Raw genomic sequence first — 17,266 nt, 5'->3', positions numbered from 1 at the left:
GATCATGCGGTATTGAGCTGTGGCACGGCGTACGTCCTCTAAGTCATCCTAGGAAGCTGGATTGATGACCCGCCGTGCGTCGAGTGCATCCCGGGTTCCGGTGTCCCCGTCCTGGCCGGTTGCCCGCTGCCCGGAGCACCGCAGTCCCGAGCGTTGCGGGCGTTGGCGTCCACGGCTCGCTAATCGGCCGCGTCATCGGCAACACATCGCGACCGACCAGTACAACGAACAGCCCCTCAAGCACGGGCGCCACATGGCAGCCCGTTCCCCCCGCTTGTCCGTGGCGTACAACGTCCCAAGCCACTGCGCACGCGTGCGGCAACCCACACCGCCTGCGGCATCCTAGGAAGATAGGTTGGAGGGGTCGGGATGGCGGCGGGTGGGGCGGCACGGACAATGGACGATGTTGCGACCCCACGCCCCGGATGGAGCCGTTGACCAGCACCCGCGCTACCGCCAGCCCGCCGCTGGCCGGCACGCCCGACGCCGGTGCCACCCTCGCGGCGCTGCGTATCCTTCGTCCTGACCTGGTCGCCCCCTTCCGCGCTGCCCTCCCCGGAGCCCGCGCCGCGGTCCTCGCGCGGCTGTGGGGTGCCCTCGCCCGCGAACCCCTCCCCGGCCTCACCGCCCGCCACCAGCGGACCGGCACCTTGGAAGTCACGCTCGCCCTCGCCAATCGGCTCGCCGGGCCACGCGAGGTGGAGCGGTGTGCCGGCCCGTCCAGCTCCGGCGCCGCCGACACGATCGCCCCGGGCCCGGCGGTGGAGCCCGGCCACGAACACCTCACCGACCTCGATGCGGGCACCAGCGTGTGCGGCCCGGTGTGGGTGGCCGATGCTTTCGCCGTACCGCCGGACGGGCTGGCCCTGACCTGCGACGGCCGCGCGTTCGACGACCCGGCCGAGCTGGCGCGGGCCCTGGGCTGGCCGGAGCGGTTCGTGGCGGAACTGGCCAACAGCGTGGCGAACCTCGCCCTCGGTCGCGCCGCCCAGCCGCCCACCGCGCCGCCGTGGCGCGACCCGAGCGACGCCGAGCAGTCCGTCGTGGACGGCCACCCGCTGCACCCCGGCTGCCGCACGCGGCACGGCATGACCACGGCGGACGTCCTCGCCTACGCGCCCGAGCACCGGCCGCTGGTGGCGCTGCCGCTGGTGGCCGTGCCGGCGGGGCACTGGCTGAGCACCGGCGAACGGCTGCCACCGTTGCTGCCCATGCACCCGTGGCAGTTCGACCACGTCCGCGACCGGTACCCGTGGCTGCGCCCGACCGGCGAGGTCGTCCACGCCCGCCCGCTGATGTCGTTGCGGACCCTCAGCGACGGTGCGCGTCAACTCAAGACGGCCGTGGACGTGCAGATGACCAGCGCGGTCCGTACCGTCTCCCCGGCCGCGTTGCACAACGGACCGGCGATCAGCGCGCTCCTCGCGCGGCTCGGCGGGGTCGACGTGCTCGCGGAGACGGCGGCCGGCGCGGCACTGGTTGACGGGGAGCCGTGCCGCAGCCTGGCGGTGGTGGTGCGCCAGGGCAGCCCGGCCGGCGCCGTGCCGCTGGCCGCGCTGACCACCACCGGGGATCCGGTCGCGTTCGTCGGGCGGCTCGCCGGTGCGCTGCTGCCGCCGCTGTTCGCCCTGCTGCGGCGGGGTGTCGCCCTGGAGGCGCACGGGCAGAACACCCTCGCGGTCGTGGCCGATAAGCGGATTACCGGCATCGCTTATCGGGATATGGGCGGGGTCCGGATCAGCCCGCGGCTCCTGCGCGCCCACGGCGTCGAGCCGCCTCCCCTGCACGGCGACGTCCCCTGCGACGACCCCGAGGTCCTGCGCACGAAGGTGTACGCGTCCGCCGGGGTCGCCCTGGCCGAGCGGGTCGCCGCGCTGTCCCGGGCGCACGGTGTGGAGCCCGCGGTCCTGTGGCGGCGGGTCGCGCAGGAGATCCGCGACGTGCCCGGCGCGGAGCCGGCCGACCTCGCCGGCCTGTTCGCGTCGGCGCTGCCGGTCAAGGCCACCACCGCGATGCGGCTCGCCGCCGACCCCCTCGCGGACCGGTGGGCCACGCTGCCCAACCCGCTCGCGGAGTACGCGTGACGACCGCCGCGTCCGCCCTCGACGCGGCCGCCGAGGACGCCGCCGCCGAGCTGGACCGGGTGGCGCCGCACCTGGTGGACGGATTCCAGCGCTCGCTCGGCCGGGCGGCCGACACGGTCGGGCGGCGGCTGCTCGGGGCGCTGTGTCGGGAGGACATCGGCGACGCCCGCGAGCGCTACGCCGGTCGGGGCCGCCGGCACGGCTTCGACCGGGTGGAGTTCCCGGCGGCGGCGGGCGCCGACCCGGCCGCGCTGCTGCCGCCGCTCGCGGGCGAGTTGACCGACGCCGTGGTGAACCTCGCCGTCGCCTACGCCCGCCGCGAGGCCCTCGACCGCGCCATCCGCACCGCCGCCACCGGCACCACCCATCAGAGCGCCGCTGAACAGGGCGCCGCCCAACCAGGCGCCGACCACCGGAGCACCGCCCAACAGGGCGCCGGCCATCGCGGTGCCGCCGGCGGCGCGACCACCTATGGGGCCGCCGCCCACACCACCGGCGGTCACAGCGCGGCCACCGACAGCGCCACCGGCGACGGCATTGCCGCGACCGCCATTCACCCCGCCGGCGGCGGACCACGTGACCTCGTCGCCCTGTACGGCAGGCTGGCGGCGGACCAGCGCGCCCTGCGGTACGAGCGGCTGGCCGTGGACGGGCACAATCTGCACCCGTGCGGGCGCACCCGGCTCGGTTGGCGGGTCGGTGACCTGCTCGCGCACGATCTGGAGACCGGCTACACCCGAGTCGGGTTCGTGGCCGTCCGGCGGGACGCGCTCGAGGGCGACGATCTGGGGCGCGCGCTCGCCGCCGCGTACCCGGAGCTGCCCGCCCCGCCGCCCGGGTACGCGCTGCACCCCGTACACGAATGGCAGTTGACGGCGGCGCTGCGCGACCGGCACGCGGCGCTGTGGCGGGACGGCCTGCTGCACCCGGTGGAGGCGAGCCTGCCCGCGGCGCCCACCGCGGCCCTGCGCACGCTGCTGCCGCCGATCGGCGCGGACGGGCGCCACCGGTACCTGAAGCTGTCGCTGGACATCCAGATCACCTCGACGCGGCGGAGCATCTCCGTGGCCAGCGCCCGGAACGGGCCGGCGGTCTCGGCGCTGCTGCACCGCCTGCTGGCGGGCGAGGAGCGGGTGTTACTGATGGCGGAGGCCGCCGGGGCTGCGGTGCCGGCAACCGGGCGGGACCTGTCCGCCATTCTGCGCGCGGGCCTGGACGAGCGGCTGCGACCCGGCGAGATCGCGGTTCCCGGCGGGGCTCTGCCGGCCCGGTCGCCGGTCAGCGGGCGGACCGTGCTGGCCGAACTGGTGGACCGGTACGCGATCACCCGCGGGCTGCGCCGGCCGGACCAGGCCGCGCTGCGGTTCGTCGGCGAGTACGCCGCGCTGCTGCTGCCGCCGGTGCTGCGGCTGGCGGCCCGGTACGGGGTCGGGCTGGAGGTCCACCTGCAGAACTGCCTGCCCACCTTCGTGGACGGGGTGCCCGCGCGGATCGCGTTGCGGGACTTCGCCGGGCTGCGCGTGCACGGTCCCCGGCTCGCGGCCGCCGGTATCGACCTGCCGCTGTGGCCCGGCTCGGTGATCGCCACCGGCGACCCGGACGTGCTGCGCGCGAAGGTCGGGTACACCGCGGTGCAGGCGCACCTCGGCGAGATCGTGGTGACGCTGACGGGCTCGCACGGCCTGGACGAGCGGGCGGCCTGGCGGCGGGTCCGCGAGGTGCTGGACGAAACGTACGACGACATGGGAGCCGGGGCGCAGGACGACCACCGCGCCTTCACCGCCCCGGTGGTGCCGCATAAGGCGCTGGTGCGGATGCGCCTCCACGGCGGCGGCGACCTGTATGTGCCGGTGAGGAACGCCCTGCATGCGCCCTGAACCGATCCCCGAGCGGGTTGCCGCCGCGCTGCGCGAGCTGCCCTCCCCCGCCTGCGCCTACGTGTACGACACGGCGGCGTTGCGCGCGACGGCCGCCGCCCTGCGCGCCGCGCTGCCCGCCGGCACCACACTGCTGTACGCGGTGAAGGCCAACGGCCACCCGGCGGTGGTGCGGACGCTGGCCGCGGCCACGGATGGCCTCGAGGTCGCCTCGGGCGGGGAACTGGCCCTCGCCGTGGCCGCCGGCGCCCGGCGGGTGGCCATCGGTGGGCCGGCGAAGACCGATCGGGACCTGGCGGCGGCGGTCGCGGCCGGCGCCACGATCCACGTCGAGAGCCGCCACGAGCTGCGCCGCCTCGCCGTGGTCGCCGGCGGTCGGGCGGCGACGATCGCCCTGCGGGTGAACCGGCGCGGCGCGGGCCCCGCCGGCAGCCACCGGATGACCGGAACCCCGACGCCGTTCGGCATCGACGAGGACGGCCTGCCGGACGCCGCCGCGCTCGCCCGGTCGCTGCCCGGCCTCGACCTGGTCGGCTTTCACCTGCACGCCGTCTCCAACAATCTGGACGCCGCCGCGCACGCCGCCTTCATCGAGGACGCGCTGGACTGGTCCCTCGGGGCGGCGGCGCGGGCGGGCTTCCCGCTGCGGTACGTGAACGCCGGCGGCGGCTTCGGCGTCGACTACACCGGTGCGGCGGCGTTCGACCCGGCCGCGCTGTCCGGCATCGCCGTGCCCGACGGCGTCGAGCTGGCCGTCGAGCCGGGCCGGTACCTGGCCGCCGCCGCCGGCTGGTACGCGGCCGAGGTGCTGGACCTCAAGCGCACCCACGGGCGCTGGTTCGCGGTGCTGCGCGGCGGCACCCACCACTTCCGGCTCCCGGCGGCCTGGGGCTACAGCCACCCGTTCACGGTCCTGCCGGTGGACCGCTGGCCGTACCCGTTCCCGCGCCCCGAGATCCGCGACACCACCGTGGACGCGGTCGGTGAGCTGTGCACGCCGCGCGACGTTCTGGCCCGCGACCACCCGGTGGCGCGACTGCGGGCCGGCGACCTGCTCGTGTTCCCCCGCACCGGCGCCTACGGCTGGGACATCTCGCACCGCGAGTTCCTGCGCCACCCGTACCCGGAGATGGTCGTTCTCTAGCGGCTTGCCCGCTGCCCGGCCCACGGGGCCGCCCGGATGCTCCGCAGCGCTTCCCGCCGGGTCTGGCCCTTGAGCGTGTCCACGTACAGGATGCCGTCCAGGTGCTGGGTCTCGTGCTGGAGCGCCCGTGCCAGGAAGCCGCTGCCGCTGACCGTGATCGGCGTGCCGTGCTGGTCGAAGCCGCGCACCGTCGCGTGCATGGCCCGCGGGGTCGGGAAGTACAGCTCCGGGATGGACAGGCAGCCCTCCTCGCCGTCCTGGAGTTCCTCGCCGACCTCCAGCTCCGGGTTCACCACGTACCCGGTCTGCCCGTCGGCGCGGTAGCTGAACACCCGGGCGCTGACCCCGATCTGCGGGGCGGCCACCCCGGCGCGGCCCGCGAGCGCGACGGTGTCCAGCAGGTCGGCGACCAGTTCCCGCAGGGTGGCGTCGAAGGAGGTGACGGGCTCGGTGGGGGTGCGCAGCACCGGGTCCCCGAGCAGCCGGATCGGCCGAACGGTCATGACCGGAAAGCGTAGCTGATCCTTACTCTTCCGGGTCGCCCCGGGCACGTCCGTCCGGTGGATCATCCGGCTGATCAGCGGCGGCCGCGGGGCGGTCGCGCTCACCGGGGCGGATCAACGGCGGCGAGGCGACCGAACGCCACCCGGCGCCGTTACGGCTCGATCGCGATGACCGGCGGGGCGTCGCCGTACCGCCCGGGCTCGCCGGCGCGGGTTCGCCAGGTGCGCCCCACATACACGAAGAGTCACCGTGCCCGGGAATGAATACCGGCCGTATTGCCGACGCACCACCTGTCCGGCATCGAACAGCTTGCCCGTTGATAGCGTCCGACCATGGGTGGGGAGTCGCCGCCACGGCAAGGCTCAGCAACCTGGCCGCGGACGCGGACGCCTGCGAAGGGGAGCGCTCCCATTCGAGGTCACCGCGTTGGCGGGGAGATGCCTACACTGGTCGGAAGAGCCGGTTCGGCGCCGACGGAGCCGCCGATGGGACCACCGGCCCGAACCGCCTCGGCCGAACGGGGGATCCGCCCCATTCGCCGCCGAAACGGGTTCGATGATGCGCCCAAAAACGTAGTACTGTGCGTTACTGGTCATGTGAACGGTGACACACCACCACAGTCCGGAGACCCCGATGTGTACGCACCTACCCCCCTGCCCCTCCGCCGACGCCGTCGACCGGGAGGCCGCCAGAGTGATCACCGCCGTACCGGAACAGGGCTGGAGCCTGCTCTGCAACGGAGTGATCGCCTTTGAGGACACCGGCGAGCTGCTGCCCGACGGCAGCTGCATCGAGCCGCACCGCGGCCCGGCCCAGCACGCCCTCGCCGCCTGAGCGACCCACGCCGGCACGACCGCACCACGGCACGACCGCACGACAACACCGCACAGCAGCAGCACCGAGGCAGCACCACGGACCGTTCCGTGACATGAACGCCCATCACCGAGAGCGACCAGAGTCGCCCGGAAGCGCAGCCGGAACGGTCCCGGACAGCCTCGACGCCGCCGTCGAGCCCGGCGGGCGACCCGCCGCGATACCCCGCTTTCCGCCGTCCGCCCTCCGCCGCTGGGCACGGCCCGGCGGGCCCTCCGCCCCTCGCGCCCGCCCCCTTGCGCCTGCCCCTCCGTCGATCTTGGAGGTTGGCAGCCTGCCCGCGACCTTCTCCAACGAACGCTCCGGGCTCCTCGTCGACCCGTACCGGCGGGCGACCCAGCGCCTGGTTCGAGGGTGATCGCGGCATTTGTCACCCATCACGAGGCCAAAATCGACGGGCGACGGGTACGGCTACTGCTCGAACGCCTCCGGGGGCGGGCAGGCGCAGACCAGGTTGCGGTCGCCGTAGGCCCCGTCGATGCGCCGCACCGGCGGCCAGTACTTGCCCGCGCGGTCCACGCCCGCCGGGTACGCCGCCACCGAACGCGGGTACGGGTGGCGCCACTCGTCCCCGGTGACCATCTGCGCGGTATGCGGCGCGTTCGCCAGCGGGTTGTCGCCCTTCGGCCACTCGCCCGAGCCGACCCGGTCGATCTCCGCCCGGATGGCGACCATCGCCGCGCAGAACCGGTCCAGCTCGGCCAGGTCCTCGGACTCGGTCGGCTCGACCATCAGCGTGCCGGCCACTGGGAACGACATCGTCGGGGCGTGGAAGCCGTAGTCGATCAGCCGCTTGGCGACGTCGTCCACGGTCACGCCGGTCGCCCTGGTCAGCGGGCGCAGGTCCAGGATGCACTCGTGCGCGACCAGGCCCTTGTTGCCGGCGTACAGCACCGGGTAGTGGTCCCGCAGCCGGGCGGCCACGTAGTTCGCGGAGAGCACCGCGGCGGCCGTGGCGCGGGTCAGCCCCTCGCCACCCATCATCCGCAGGTACGCCCACGGGATGGGGAGGATGCCGGCCGAGCCGTGCGCCGCCGCCGACACCGACCCGACCCCGTCCTCGCGTCGCGGGGCGAGCGGGTCGCCCGGCAGGTACGGGGCGAGGTGGGCGCGCACCGCCACCGGCCCGACGCCGGGACCGCCACCGCCGTGCGGGATGCAGAACGTCTTGTGCAGGTTCAGGTGCGACACGTCCGCCCCGAACCGGCCCGGCTTGGCGTACCCGAGCAGCGCGTTGAGGTTGGCGCCGTCCACGTACACCTGGCCGCCGGCGTCGTGCACCTTCGCGCACAGCGCCGCGATGCCCGACTCGTACACCCCGTGCGTGGACGGGTACGTGACCATGATGGCGGCCAGCGCCGGCCGGTGCGCCTCGATCTTGCGGTCCAGGTCGGCGAGGTCCACGTTGCCCTCCGGGTCGCACGCCACCACGACCACCCGCATGCCCGCCATGACGGCACTGGCCGCGTTGGTCCCGTGCGCGCTGGACGGGATGAGGCACACGTCCCGGTGCCCCGCCCCGTTCGCCCGGTGGTACGCACGGATCGCGAGCAGGCCGGCCAGTTCGCCCTGCGACCCGGCGTTCGGCTGCACGCTCACCGCGTCGTACCCGGTGAGCGTGGCCAGCCACCCCTCCAGTTGACCGATCAGCTCGCGGTACCCCGCGGCCTGCCCCGCCGGCGCGAACGGGTGCAGGTCGGCGAACCCGGGCCAGCTGATCGGCTCCAGCTCGGCGGTCGCGTTCAGCTTCATCGTGCACGAGCCGAGCGGGATCATGCCCCGGTCCAGGGCGAAGTCGAAGTCGGCGAGCCGGCGCAGGTACCGCAGCATCGCCGTCTCGGACCGGTGGGCGTGGAACACCGGGTGCGTCAGAAATTCGGTAATCCGGGCCAGCCCCGGCGGGAGCGCGTCGTGCCCGTCGCCGGCCGGCTCGGCGACGCCGAACGCGGCGAACACCGCCGCCAGGTGGGCATCGGTGGTGGTCTCGTCGCAGGCGACGCCGACCGTGTCCGGCCCGGCCAGGCGCAGGTTCACCCCGCGCTCGGCGGCGGCCGCGACCACCCCGGCCGCCCGCCCCGGCACCGTCGCCGTGACGGTGTCGAAGAACGGCTGCTCCGCCAGGGCCACCCCGCCCTCGCGCAGCCCGGCCGCCAGCCGCGCCGCCTTCGCGTGGGTCCGCTCGGCGATCGCCCGCAGGCCCTCCGGCCCGTGGTACACCGCGTACATGCTGGCGATGACGGCGAGGAGCACCTGCGCGGTGCAGATGTTGCTGGTCGCCTTCTCCCGCCGGATGTGCTGCTCGCGCGTCTGCAGGGCCAGCCGGTACGCCGGGTTGCCGTCCGCGTCCCGGGACACGCCCACCAGGCGCCCCGGCAGCATGCGCTCCAGGCCGGCGCGCACCACCAGGTAGCCGGCGTGCGGGCCGCCGAAGCCCATCGGTACCCCGAACCGCTGCGTGTTCCCGACCGCGATGTCGGCGCCGGCCTCCCCCGGCGGACGCAGCAGGGTGAGGGCGAGCAGGTCGGCGGCGACCGTGACGAGCGCGCCCCGCTCGTGGGCCGCCGCGATGACCGCCGCGTGGTCGCGCACCGCCCCCGACGCGCCCGGGTACTGCAGGTGCAGCCCGAAGAACGCGTCCGGCAGGGCCGTTTCCGGATTGTCGATATCGATAATCCGGACCTCGATGCCGAGCGGCTCGGCCCGGGTGCCGATCACCGACAGCGTCTGCGGCAGCGTGTCCGCGTCCACCAGGTACACATTGCTCTTCGACCGGCCGGCGCGGCGGGCGAGCGTCATCGCCTCCGCCGCGGCGGTCCCCTCGTCCAGCATCGACGCGTTGGCGGTGGCCAGCCCGGTCAGGTCCGCCACCATCGTCTGGAAGTTCAGCAGCGCCTCCAGCCGGCCCTGGCTGATCTCCGGCTGGTACGGCGTGTACGCCGTGTACCAGGCCGGGTTCTCCAGCACGTTGCGGCGGATCACCGGCGGGGTGTGCGTCCCGTGGTAGCCGAGGCCGATCATGGAGGTCGCGACGGTGTTCCGGCCGGCGATCGCCCGCAGCTCGGCGAGCGCCTGCTCCTCGGTACCGGCCGGCGGCAGGTCCAGCGTGCCGTGCCAGCGGATCACCTCGGGGATCGCCGCGTCCATCAGTTCGTCCACCGAGCCGTAGCCGACCGCGTCCAGCATGCGGCGCTGGTCCTCGGGCGTGGGGCCGATGTGGCGGTCGGCGAAGGCGGTCATCCGGTACTCCAGCGGCGGGTCGACGGGGCGGGGGCGGTCGTGCTGCCCTCCCCCTCTGTCGCGTCGTCGCTCCAGAGCGCCATGCCCGCCGCGGTCCTGGGTGCCTGAGAGGTTCCGGGGAGGAATTGCCCCTTCGGCGCCGACCCGGGTCGCTCGACCCTCGGGCGGACTCTCCCGCGCGGGTGTTACCGGCTACGCCCCACGCTACCAGCGATCATGTTTCGGGCGGGTGTCGGCATAGGGTGTCGGCGTGGCTGATCACTCCCCCTTCGACCCGTACGCCGCGGACGGCGACCGCTACGACACGATGGTGTACCGCCGGGCCGGCCGCAGCGGCCTCAAGCTGCCGGCCATCTCCCTCGGGCTGTGGCACAACTTCGGGCACGGCCGCCCGTGGGACACCCAGCGGGCCATCTGCCGCCGCGCCTTCGACCTCGGTGTCACCCACTTCGACCTGGCCAACAACTACGGCCCGCCGTCCGGGTCCGCCGAGCAGAACTTCGGGCGGATCCTGGCCGCCGACCTCCGCCCGTACCGGGACGAGCTGATCATCTCGACCAAGGCCGGCTACGACATGTGGCCCGGCCCGTACGGCGAGTGGGGCTCCCGCAAGTATCTGCTCGCCTCGCTGGACCAGTCGCTGAAGCGGATGGGCCTGGACTACGTCGACATCTTCTACTCGCACCGCCCCGACCCGGACACCCCGTTCGAGGAGACGATGGGCGCGCTGGACGCGGCCGTCCGCTCCGGCAAGGCCCTCTACGTCGGCATCTCCAACTACAGCGCGGAGCAGACCGCCAGCGCCGCCGCGATCCTCGCCGACCTGGGCACCCCGCTGTTCATCCACCAGCCGTCGTACTCGATGGTCAACCGCTGGATCGAACGGGACGGCCTGCTCGACACCCTGGATTCGGCCGGTGCCGGCTGCATCGCCTTCTCCCCGCTCGCCCAGGGTCTGCTCACCGACCGGTACCTGCACGGCATCCCCGCGGACTCGCGGGTGCGCACCAGCCGTTTCCTCTCCGAGGACGAGCTCACCCCGCAGACCATGGCGATGATCCGCTCCCTGAACGGCCTCGCCGCCGGCCAGGGCCGCTCGCTGGCCCAACTGGCCCTGGCCTGGGCGCTGCGGGATCCCCGGATGACCAGCCTCATCATCGGCGCCAGCAGCGTCGCCCAGCTGGAGGCGAATGTCGCCACCATCACGAACCTCGACCTCTCCGACGAGGAACTTACCGAGATCGACCAGATCCTCGCCACGTCCTGACCCGCCTCGCTCCCGTACGGGGGCTTCGGCCTGCGCCGCCGGGCACACGGGGCGGGTCGAACGTTGCCGGGCTACGGGGTGACGCGGTCCCACGCGTCGATCGGCAGCGCGACGACCGACGCGGGAAACAGGCCGTGCTCCTCGTTGTCGATGTGCCGGTGCAGCCGGTCCAGCGCGGCGACCACCGCCGCCCAGTCCGGCACCGTCCGGTCGACGGCGCCGAGCACGCCGTGGATGTCGGCGTGCTCGGCGCACAGCTTGTCGACCGCCTCGGCGAGGCTGCCCTCGGCGCGCAGCTCGGCGAACAGGCCCGTCTCCTCGTCCGTGGTGTGCGGCAGGAGCAGGGCGAGCAGGTCGTCCAGCGCGGTGACCGGATCGGCCTCGCCGTGGGTGATGGCCCGGCGGAGCCGCCCGGCGGCGTTGGCGATCCGCTCGTGTTCCTCGGCGAGCCGGGCGATGAGCGGGAAGTTCCGGCAGCCGCAGTAGTTGCACATGATTTCGGACACCTCCTGGGTGGGACGGGTGCCGGCGCGCGTACCGGCACGGTGCGTGCGGCGTACCGGGGGCGGGTGCGCTCAGGCAGCGGCGACGGGCAGGCGGTGCAGCCGGATCTGCCAGACGTCGGGGCCTTCCTGTAGCCACTGGGTGTCGATCTGCCCCTGGTAGCGAGCGTCGATCTCGGCCAGCAGCGGGCGGGGCGCGTGCGGGGCGACCAGCACCAGGGCCGCGTCCGCGGCGAGCGAGTCGAGGGCGGCCAGCACCCGGGCGTGCCGCTCGCCGTGCGGCAGGCTGCGCACGTCGATGCGCGCGTCGACGCTCAGCGTCGGCACCGGCGCGTCGGGGGCACCCCGGTCGCCGCCGCAGCCACAGCCCCCGCAGCCGCACCCGGCGTCCGGGGCCTCATCGGCGCCGAGCAGGTCGTGCATGCCGGCCAGCAGGTCGGCGACGGACACCTGCGCGGCGTCGAGCAGCAGCGGCAGGACCAGGCCGTTCTCCTTGGCCAGGTGCACCTCGAACAGCGTGGCCAGCGCCCCGCCGGCCACCGCCGCGTCGAGCGCCGTTTCGGCCGTCTCCAGCGCCGTGACCAGTGCCCCGATCGTCCGGTGCTCGGCGAGCATGCCGTCCACCAGCAGCCGCCCGCCGGGCTGGGCGGCGGCGGCCGGGTACAGGGCGGCCTCCTCGGCGGTGGCGTGCGGCAGCAGTTCGGTCCGTAGCCATTGCGCCAGCGTCTCCCGCTTGGGCCGCCAATCCGGTCCGGCCCCGGCGGCGGCGACGCGCAACGCGGCGACGTGCCGGGTGAGATCCGCGGCGAGTCGCGTGTGGTGGGCCACGACCGCCGTGGCGGCGGCGCGGTCGGCGTCCGACTGTGACATGGCACCCTCTCCCAAGTTTTATTGCTGATCGACGTTATAACGTTAGTCCTCGTGAAAACCGCGCGGCCAGGCCCCTCGGGGGAGACGATCGACACGCCACAGCACCGCGCGCTGGCCTCGGCCAGCCGGGTGGCTATCCTGCGGCTGATCCGCGCCGCGGACACCGGCCTGACCGGTGCCGAGGTGGCCCAGCACACCGGCCTGCACCCCTCGACCGTGCGCGCCCACCTGGAACGCCTGGTCCAGGCGGGCCTGCTGGTCAAGGCACGGGCCAGCGGCGGCGGCCCCGGGCGGCCGGCGTGGCGCTACCGCGGCGCCGCGCCCGAACCCGCTCCCGCGCCCTACCGGACGCTGGCCGCGGCGCTGCTGGAGCACCTGGCCACGACCGGCGGCGGCGTTCCTACCGCCGTCCAGGCGGGGCGGGCCTGGGGCCGGCAACTCGGCAGCACCACCGACACACCGGGCGACGAGCCGACCGGCGGGCCGGTCGACACCGCCGTCGGCGTCCTGCGGCGGCTCGGATTCGACCCGCGACTCGCGCCGGGCACCGGGCGCCACCGGCATCCAGGGGACTCCCCGGCCGCCGGGGACGCCGTCGAGGTGCACCTGCACACGTGCCCGTTCCTGGAGCTGGTCGGCCAGCACCCGGATGTCATGTGTGGCCTGCACGCCGGCATGGTCTCCGGGGTACTGCACGCCGCCGGCGCCCCCGACGGGGAGGCCGTCCTGGAGCCGTTCGCCGCCCCCACCGCCTGCGTCGTGCGGCTTCGGGTCCCGGCGCCCGGGGCACCGGACGGCCAGCGGTGACCCGACCCGCCACCGTTGCCGCGCGGGTGCCGCTGGTGGCCGCGGGCGGCCTCGCCCTGCTCGCCGGGCTCTACGCGGCGCTGCTGCTGCTCGGCTTCGCCCTGCCCGTCCCGCGGCCGGCCCTGGCCGACGTGCACGGGCCGGTCATGGTCCTCGGGTTCGTCGGGACGCTCATCGCGCTGGAGCGTGCCGTCGCGCTGGGCACCCGCTGGGCCCTGGCGGCGCCGGCCTGCACCGGTGCGGGCGCGCTGGTACTCATCGCGGCCGGCCCCACCCCGGCCGGCAAGCTCCTGCTCGCCGCCGGCGGGGTGTCGCTGCTCGCCGTCTACCGGGCGCTGTGGCGCCGGCAGGGCTCTGTGGCGCTGCTCGCCCAGATCGCCGGGGCCTTCGCCTGGTACGCCGCCACCCTGCTGTGGCTCGCCGGCCTGCCGATCCCCGACCTGGTGCCGTGGCTGGCCACGTTCGTGGTCGCCACCATCGCCGGGGAACGCCTCGAGCTGGCCCACGTCGCCCTCGCCGGCCCCCGCCCGCGGCGCTGGTTCCTCGCCGCGCTGGCCACCCTCGTCGCCGGCGCCACCGCGGCGACGCTGTGGCCGGCGGCCGGCGCGCACCTGTTCGGCGCCGGCCTGCTCGCCGTGGTGGCCTGGCTGGCCGGCCACGACGTGGCCCGCCGCACGGTCCACGCCCGGGGGCTGCCCCGCTACGTCGCCGTCGGCCTGCTGACCGGGTACGCCTGGCTGGCGCTGGCCGGCGTGCTGTGGTCCGGCGCGGGACGCACCGCCGCGGGAGCCCGGTACGACGCCACGCTGCACGCGGTGTTCCTCGGCTTCACCATGTCGATGATCTTCGTGCACGCGCCGGTCATCCTGCCGGCCGTGCTGCGCCGGCCGCTGCCGTACCGGCCGGTGTTGTACGCCCCGCTCGCCCTGCTCCACGGGTCCCTGCTGATTCGCGTCGCGGCCGGTGACGGCGCCGGCTGGGAGCCGGTGTGGCGCTGGACGGGCGCCGCCAACGTCGCCGCCGTCGCTGGCTTCGCCGCCTGCGCCGCCGTCCTGTCGGTGCGTGCGGCCCGGCACGCCCCTCACCGCCGCCCGCGTCACACGCCCGCGATGGAGCCGGCCGTGGTCGGCCCCGCGCGGGCCGCGGCGTCGGCCCGCGCCGCGACGGGCGCGGCACCGACCGTGGCCGGCGCGGCGAGAACGGCGCCGACCGGCATCGCGGTGCGTACCCGGCCGGCTGAAAACGGGGCGCCAAGCAGCGCCCCGCGCGGCACAGCGGGGAGCGCGGCGCCAAGTGGCAACACGCCAGGCGCGACGCCAGGCAACACGCCAGGCGCGACGGCAGGCGCGACGCCGGGCGGCGTCGCGGCGAGGTCGGCGCCGGGCCAGGGGGCGCCCGGCACGGCCGGTGGGGCGCAGACGGGACGGGCCGGCTGGCACCGCCGCGCGGGCCTGCTGCCGCTGGGCTACCTCGCCGGGATCGTCGTGGTCGCCTTCGCCCATCCGATGCTGGCGCAATGGCGGTGGCTGGCCATCCACCTGCTGCTGCTGGGCGCGGTGAGCAACGCCATCGTCATCTGGAGCGCCCACTTCACCGCGGCCGTGCTGCGCGTGCCGGCCGGGACCGGCCGGCGCGGCGAAACCCTACGCCTCGCGCTGCTCAACGCCGGCGTGCTGGCCGTGCTGGCCGGCGGCGCCCTGGACCGGCCGTGGGTCGGCGTCGGCGGCGCCGCGGCCGTGTTCGCGGCGATCTGCGCCCACCTGTCCTGGCTGCGGACCCGGCTGCGCGCCGCGCTCCCGGCCCGCTTCGGCATCACCGTGCGCTACTACCTGGCCGGCGCCGTCGCGCTGTTGACCGGAATCCCGGCCGGCGCGTGGATGCTCGTCACCGACGACGGCGCGCGGGCCCGGCTGATCCTGTTCCACGCCCACGTCAACCTGCTCGGCTGGGTCACCCTCACCGTGCTGGGCACCGCGCTGACCCTGTGGCCGACCATCCTGCGCACCCGGATGGCCGACGGCGCCGTTGCCGCCGCCCGTACCGCGCTGCCCACCGCCCTCGTCGGCCTGGTGCTGCTCGCCGTCGGGGTCCTGGGCTGGTGGCCGGTCCTCGCCGTCGGCGGCCTCGCCATCACCGCCGTCGCCGCGGGGATCGTCATCCTGCCGGCGGTGCGGGCCGCCCGGGGCAAGCCGCCGTCGTCGTTCGCCGCCTGGTCGCTCGCCGCCGCCGGCGGCTGGCTGCTGGCCGCCCTCGCCATCGACGCCGCCACGCTGGCCACCGCCGCCGGCCCCGACCGGGCCGTCGACCGGTTCCCCCAGGTCCTGGTACCGCTGCTGGTCGGCTTCGCCGCGCAGACCCTGCTCGGCGCCCTGACCCACCTGCTGCCCGTGGCCCTCGGCGGCGGCCCCTCCCGCGTCCGCGCCGCCATCGCCAAGCTCGACCGGCACGGGGCGCAGCGGGTGGCCACCGCCAACGCCGCCCTGGGGGTGTACCTGCTGCCGGTGCCGCCGTACGTGCGGATCACCACGTCGCTGCTGGTACTCGCCGCGCTGGTGCAGTTCCTGATCCCCGCCTTCCGTCTCATCCTCACCAGGAGACAGCCCGTGCCCGCCACCACCGCCCCGGCCGATCCCACGCCCGCCGCCACGCCACCGCCGGCGGAGCGGTCCCGCCCGCTCGGCGGTGTGGCCGGCGGCGTCGCACTGGTGCTGGTCGCCGTGCTCGTCGGCGTCGCCGCGCAGCGCGTCACCGACCCGGCCGCCGGATCCGTCACCGCCGCCGCCCCGGTCGCGGCCACCGGCCACACCACCACGGTGGCGGTCACCGCCGACGGGATGCGTTTCCACCCCGACCGGTTCACCGTGCCGGCCGGCGACCGGCTCGTCATCGAGGTGACCAACCGGGACAGCCGCCGGCACGATCTCGTCCTGGCCACCGGGGCGAAGACCGGCACCATCGGCCGCGGCGGCACCGCCCGCCTCGACGCGGGCATCATCGGTGGCACCGTCGAGGGCTGGTGCTCCCTGCCCGGCCACCGGCAGGCCGGCATGACCATCACCGTCACCACCACCGGCGATGGTGGCCAGGCCGCGGCCGTGCACGACCACGGCGGCGCCCCCGCACCGGACGGCACCGCCCCGCGCGTCGACGCCATGCTCGACCCCGGCCCCGGGTTCACCGCCCGCGACGCCACCGCCCCCGCCGCCACCACCGACCGCGTACACAAGATCGAACTCCACGTGCGGGAGGTGGTCCGCGAGGTGGCCCCGGGCGTGCGACAACGGCTGTGGACCTTCAACGGCACCGCCCCCGGCCCCACCCTGCGCGGCCGGATCGGCGACACGTTCGAGATCACCCTGGTCAACGACGGCAGCATCGACCACGGCATCGACTTCCACGCCGGCGCCCTCGCCCCCGACGTGCCGATGCGCCCGATCGACCCCGGCCAGCGACTCACCTACCGGTTCACCGCCGCGAAGGCCGGTATCTGGATGTACCACTGCTCGACGATGCCGATGCTGCTGCACATTGGCAACGGCATGTACGGTGCCGTCATCATCGACCCGCCCGACCTGACCCCCGTCGATCGGGAGTACGTCCTGGTCCAGTCCGAGTTCTACCTCGGCCCCGACGGCCAGCCCGGCGACCTGACCAGGATGCAGGCCGAGCAGCCCGACGCCGTCACCTTCAACGGGTACACCAGTCAGTACGTCCACCGGCCGCTGGGCGCCACCGCCGGGCAACGGGTACGCGTCTGGGTCCTCGACGCCGGACCCAACCGCCCCAGCGCCTTCCACATCGTCGGCGCCCAGTTCGACACCGTCTACCGCGAAGGCCACTATGACCTGCGCCCCGGCGACCCCGGCGGGGCCCAGGTCCTCGATCTCGCTCCCGCCGCCGGAGGATTCGTGGAAACCGTGCTCCCCGAACCGGGCCACTACCCGTTCGTCTCCCACGTCATGGTCGACGCCGACCGGGGCGCCCGCGGCGTTCTCGACGTCCGGCGAGGCCGGCCGTGACCCGGCCCGGCGCCGCGGCATCGTCGGCGGACCAGGGCGCCGCGGCGCGGGCGGCGGGCGCGGCGGCGCGGGCTACCGACC

General features: G+C 75.1%; 11 protein-coding genes and 1 riboswitch. Of the genes, 7 read left to right on the top strand and 4 right to left on the bottom strand.

Features of this window, described 5'->3' with window-relative positions:
• Positions 1-434 precede the first annotated feature (434 nt).
• From KJS59_RS21245 to KJS59_RS21235, 3 genes are read left to right on the top strand one after another with little or no spacing between them, the layout of a single operon-like run.
• Positions 435-2,084, top strand: a complete 1,650-nt coding sequence (locus KJS59_RS21245) for an IucA/IucC family protein (RefSeq protein WP_213454709.1) — start codon at positions 435-437, stop codon at positions 2,082-2,084.
• The gene (locus KJS59_RS21240; protein ID WP_249714621.1) at positions 2,081-3,961 is read left to right on the top strand and encodes an IucA/IucC family protein; all 1,881 of its coding nucleotides are present in this window, start codon (positions 2,081-2,083) and stop codon (positions 3,959-3,961) included. Before KJS59_RS21245 ends, KJS59_RS21240 begins: the two co-directional genes overlap by 4 nt.
• Positions 3,951-5,105, top strand: coding sequence for an alanine racemase (locus tag KJS59_RS21235; RefSeq protein WP_213454708.1), 1,155 nt, complete (start codon positions 3,951-3,953; stop codon positions 5,103-5,105). Before KJS59_RS21240 ends, KJS59_RS21235 begins: the two co-directional genes overlap by 11 nt.
• Here the strand turns inward: KJS59_RS21235 and def are convergent.
• The gene (gene def, locus KJS59_RS21230; RefSeq protein ID WP_213454707.1) at positions 5,102-5,608 is read right to left on the bottom strand and encodes a peptide deformylase; all 507 of its coding nucleotides are present in this window, start codon (positions 5,606-5,608) and stop codon (positions 5,102-5,104) included. The two genes, KJS59_RS21235 and def, sit on opposite strands and share 4 nt — an antisense overlap.
• Positions 5,609-6,242: 634 nt before the next feature.
• Between def and KJS59_RS21225 the strand changes: the two genes are divergently transcribed.
• Complete coding sequence (locus tag KJS59_RS21225) at positions 6,243-6,443, top strand: DUF5999 family protein (RefSeq protein WP_213454706.1); 201 nt, start codon at positions 6,243-6,245, stop codon at positions 6,441-6,443.
• A gap of 450 nt (positions 6,444-6,893) precedes the next feature.
• Here KJS59_RS21225 and gcvP read toward each other — a convergent pair whose 3' ends face one another.
• Positions 6,894-9,719: an aminomethyl-transferring glycine dehydrogenase gene (gene gcvP / locus KJS59_RS21220; protein WP_213454705.1), complete on the bottom strand. Its 2,826-nt coding sequence runs from the start codon at positions 9,717-9,719 to the stop codon at positions 6,894-6,896.
• An 81-nt stretch (positions 9,720-9,800) separates the two neighbouring features.
• Positions 9,801-9,906, bottom strand: a riboswitch (glycine riboswitch).
• Between the two features lie 63 nt (positions 9,907-9,969).
• Here gcvP and mgrA point away from each other — a divergent pair.
• The gene (mgrA, locus tag KJS59_RS21215; RefSeq protein ID WP_283775833.1) at positions 9,970-10,986 is read left to right on the top strand and encodes an L-glyceraldehyde 3-phosphate reductase; all 1,017 of its coding nucleotides are present in this window, start codon (positions 9,970-9,972) and stop codon (positions 10,984-10,986) included.
• Positions 10,987-11,057: 71 nt separating this feature from the next.
• Here the strand turns inward: mgrA and KJS59_RS21210 are convergent, their stop codons facing one another.
• Entirely contained in the window at positions 11,058-11,480 is a 423-nt protein-coding gene (locus tag KJS59_RS21210) for a hemerythrin domain-containing protein (protein WP_213454736.1), read from the bottom strand.
• Between the two features lie 81 nt (positions 11,481-11,561).
• Entirely contained in the window at positions 11,562-12,359 is a 798-nt protein-coding gene (locus KJS59_RS21205; protein ID WP_213454704.1) for a DUF2249 domain-containing protein, read from the bottom strand.
• Positions 12,360-12,410: 51 nt separating this feature from the next.
• On the opposite strand from KJS59_RS21205, the gene KJS59_RS21200 reads away from it, so the two are divergent.
• Together KJS59_RS21200 and KJS59_RS31340 are read left to right on the top strand one after the other, a co-directional pair.
• Positions 12,411-13,166 (top strand): helix-turn-helix transcriptional regulator, encoded by a 756-nt coding sequence (locus tag KJS59_RS21200; protein WP_213454703.1) that lies wholly within the window; start codon positions 12,411-12,413, stop codon positions 13,164-13,166.
• Positions 13,163-17,185: a multicopper oxidase domain-containing protein gene (locus tag KJS59_RS31340; RefSeq protein WP_249714619.1), complete on the top strand. Its 4,023-nt coding sequence runs from the start codon at positions 13,163-13,165 to the stop codon at positions 17,183-17,185. Before KJS59_RS21200 ends, KJS59_RS31340 begins: the two co-directional genes overlap by 4 nt.
• Positions 17,186-17,266: the final 81 nt, after the last annotated feature.

This window comes from Rhizomonospora bruguierae, assembly GCF_018397995.1.
Classification (GTDB): Bacteria; Actinomycetota; Actinomycetes; order Mycobacteriales; family Micromonosporaceae; genus Rhizomonospora; species Rhizomonospora bruguierae.
Note: the sequence above shows the minus strand (reverse complement) of the source record. Positions and strands in the feature narration are given on the sequence as shown.

Coding starts and splice junctions, on each gene's coding strand:
- KJS59_RS21235 (WP_213454708.1), top strand. CDS start 3,951: ATGCGCCCTGAACCGATCCCCGAGCGGGTTGCCGCCGCGCTGCGCGAG.
- KJS59_RS21210 (WP_213454736.1), bottom strand. CDS start 11,480: ATGTGCAACTACTGCGGCTGCCGGAACTTCCCGCTCATCGCCCGGCTC.
- gcvP (WP_213454705.1), bottom strand. CDS start 9,719: ATGACCGCCTTCGCCGACCGCCACATCGGCCCCACGCCCGAGGACCAG.
- KJS59_RS21225 (WP_213454706.1), top strand. CDS start 6,243: ATGTGTACGCACCTACCCCCCTGCCCCTCCGCCGACGCCGTCGACCGG.
- def (WP_213454707.1), bottom strand. CDS start 5,608: ATGACCGTTCGGCCGATCCGGCTGCTCGGGGACCCGGTGCTGCGCACC.
- KJS59_RS21205 (WP_213454704.1), bottom strand. CDS start 12,359: ATGTCACAGTCGGACGCCGACCGCGCCGCCGCCACGGCGGTCGTGGCC.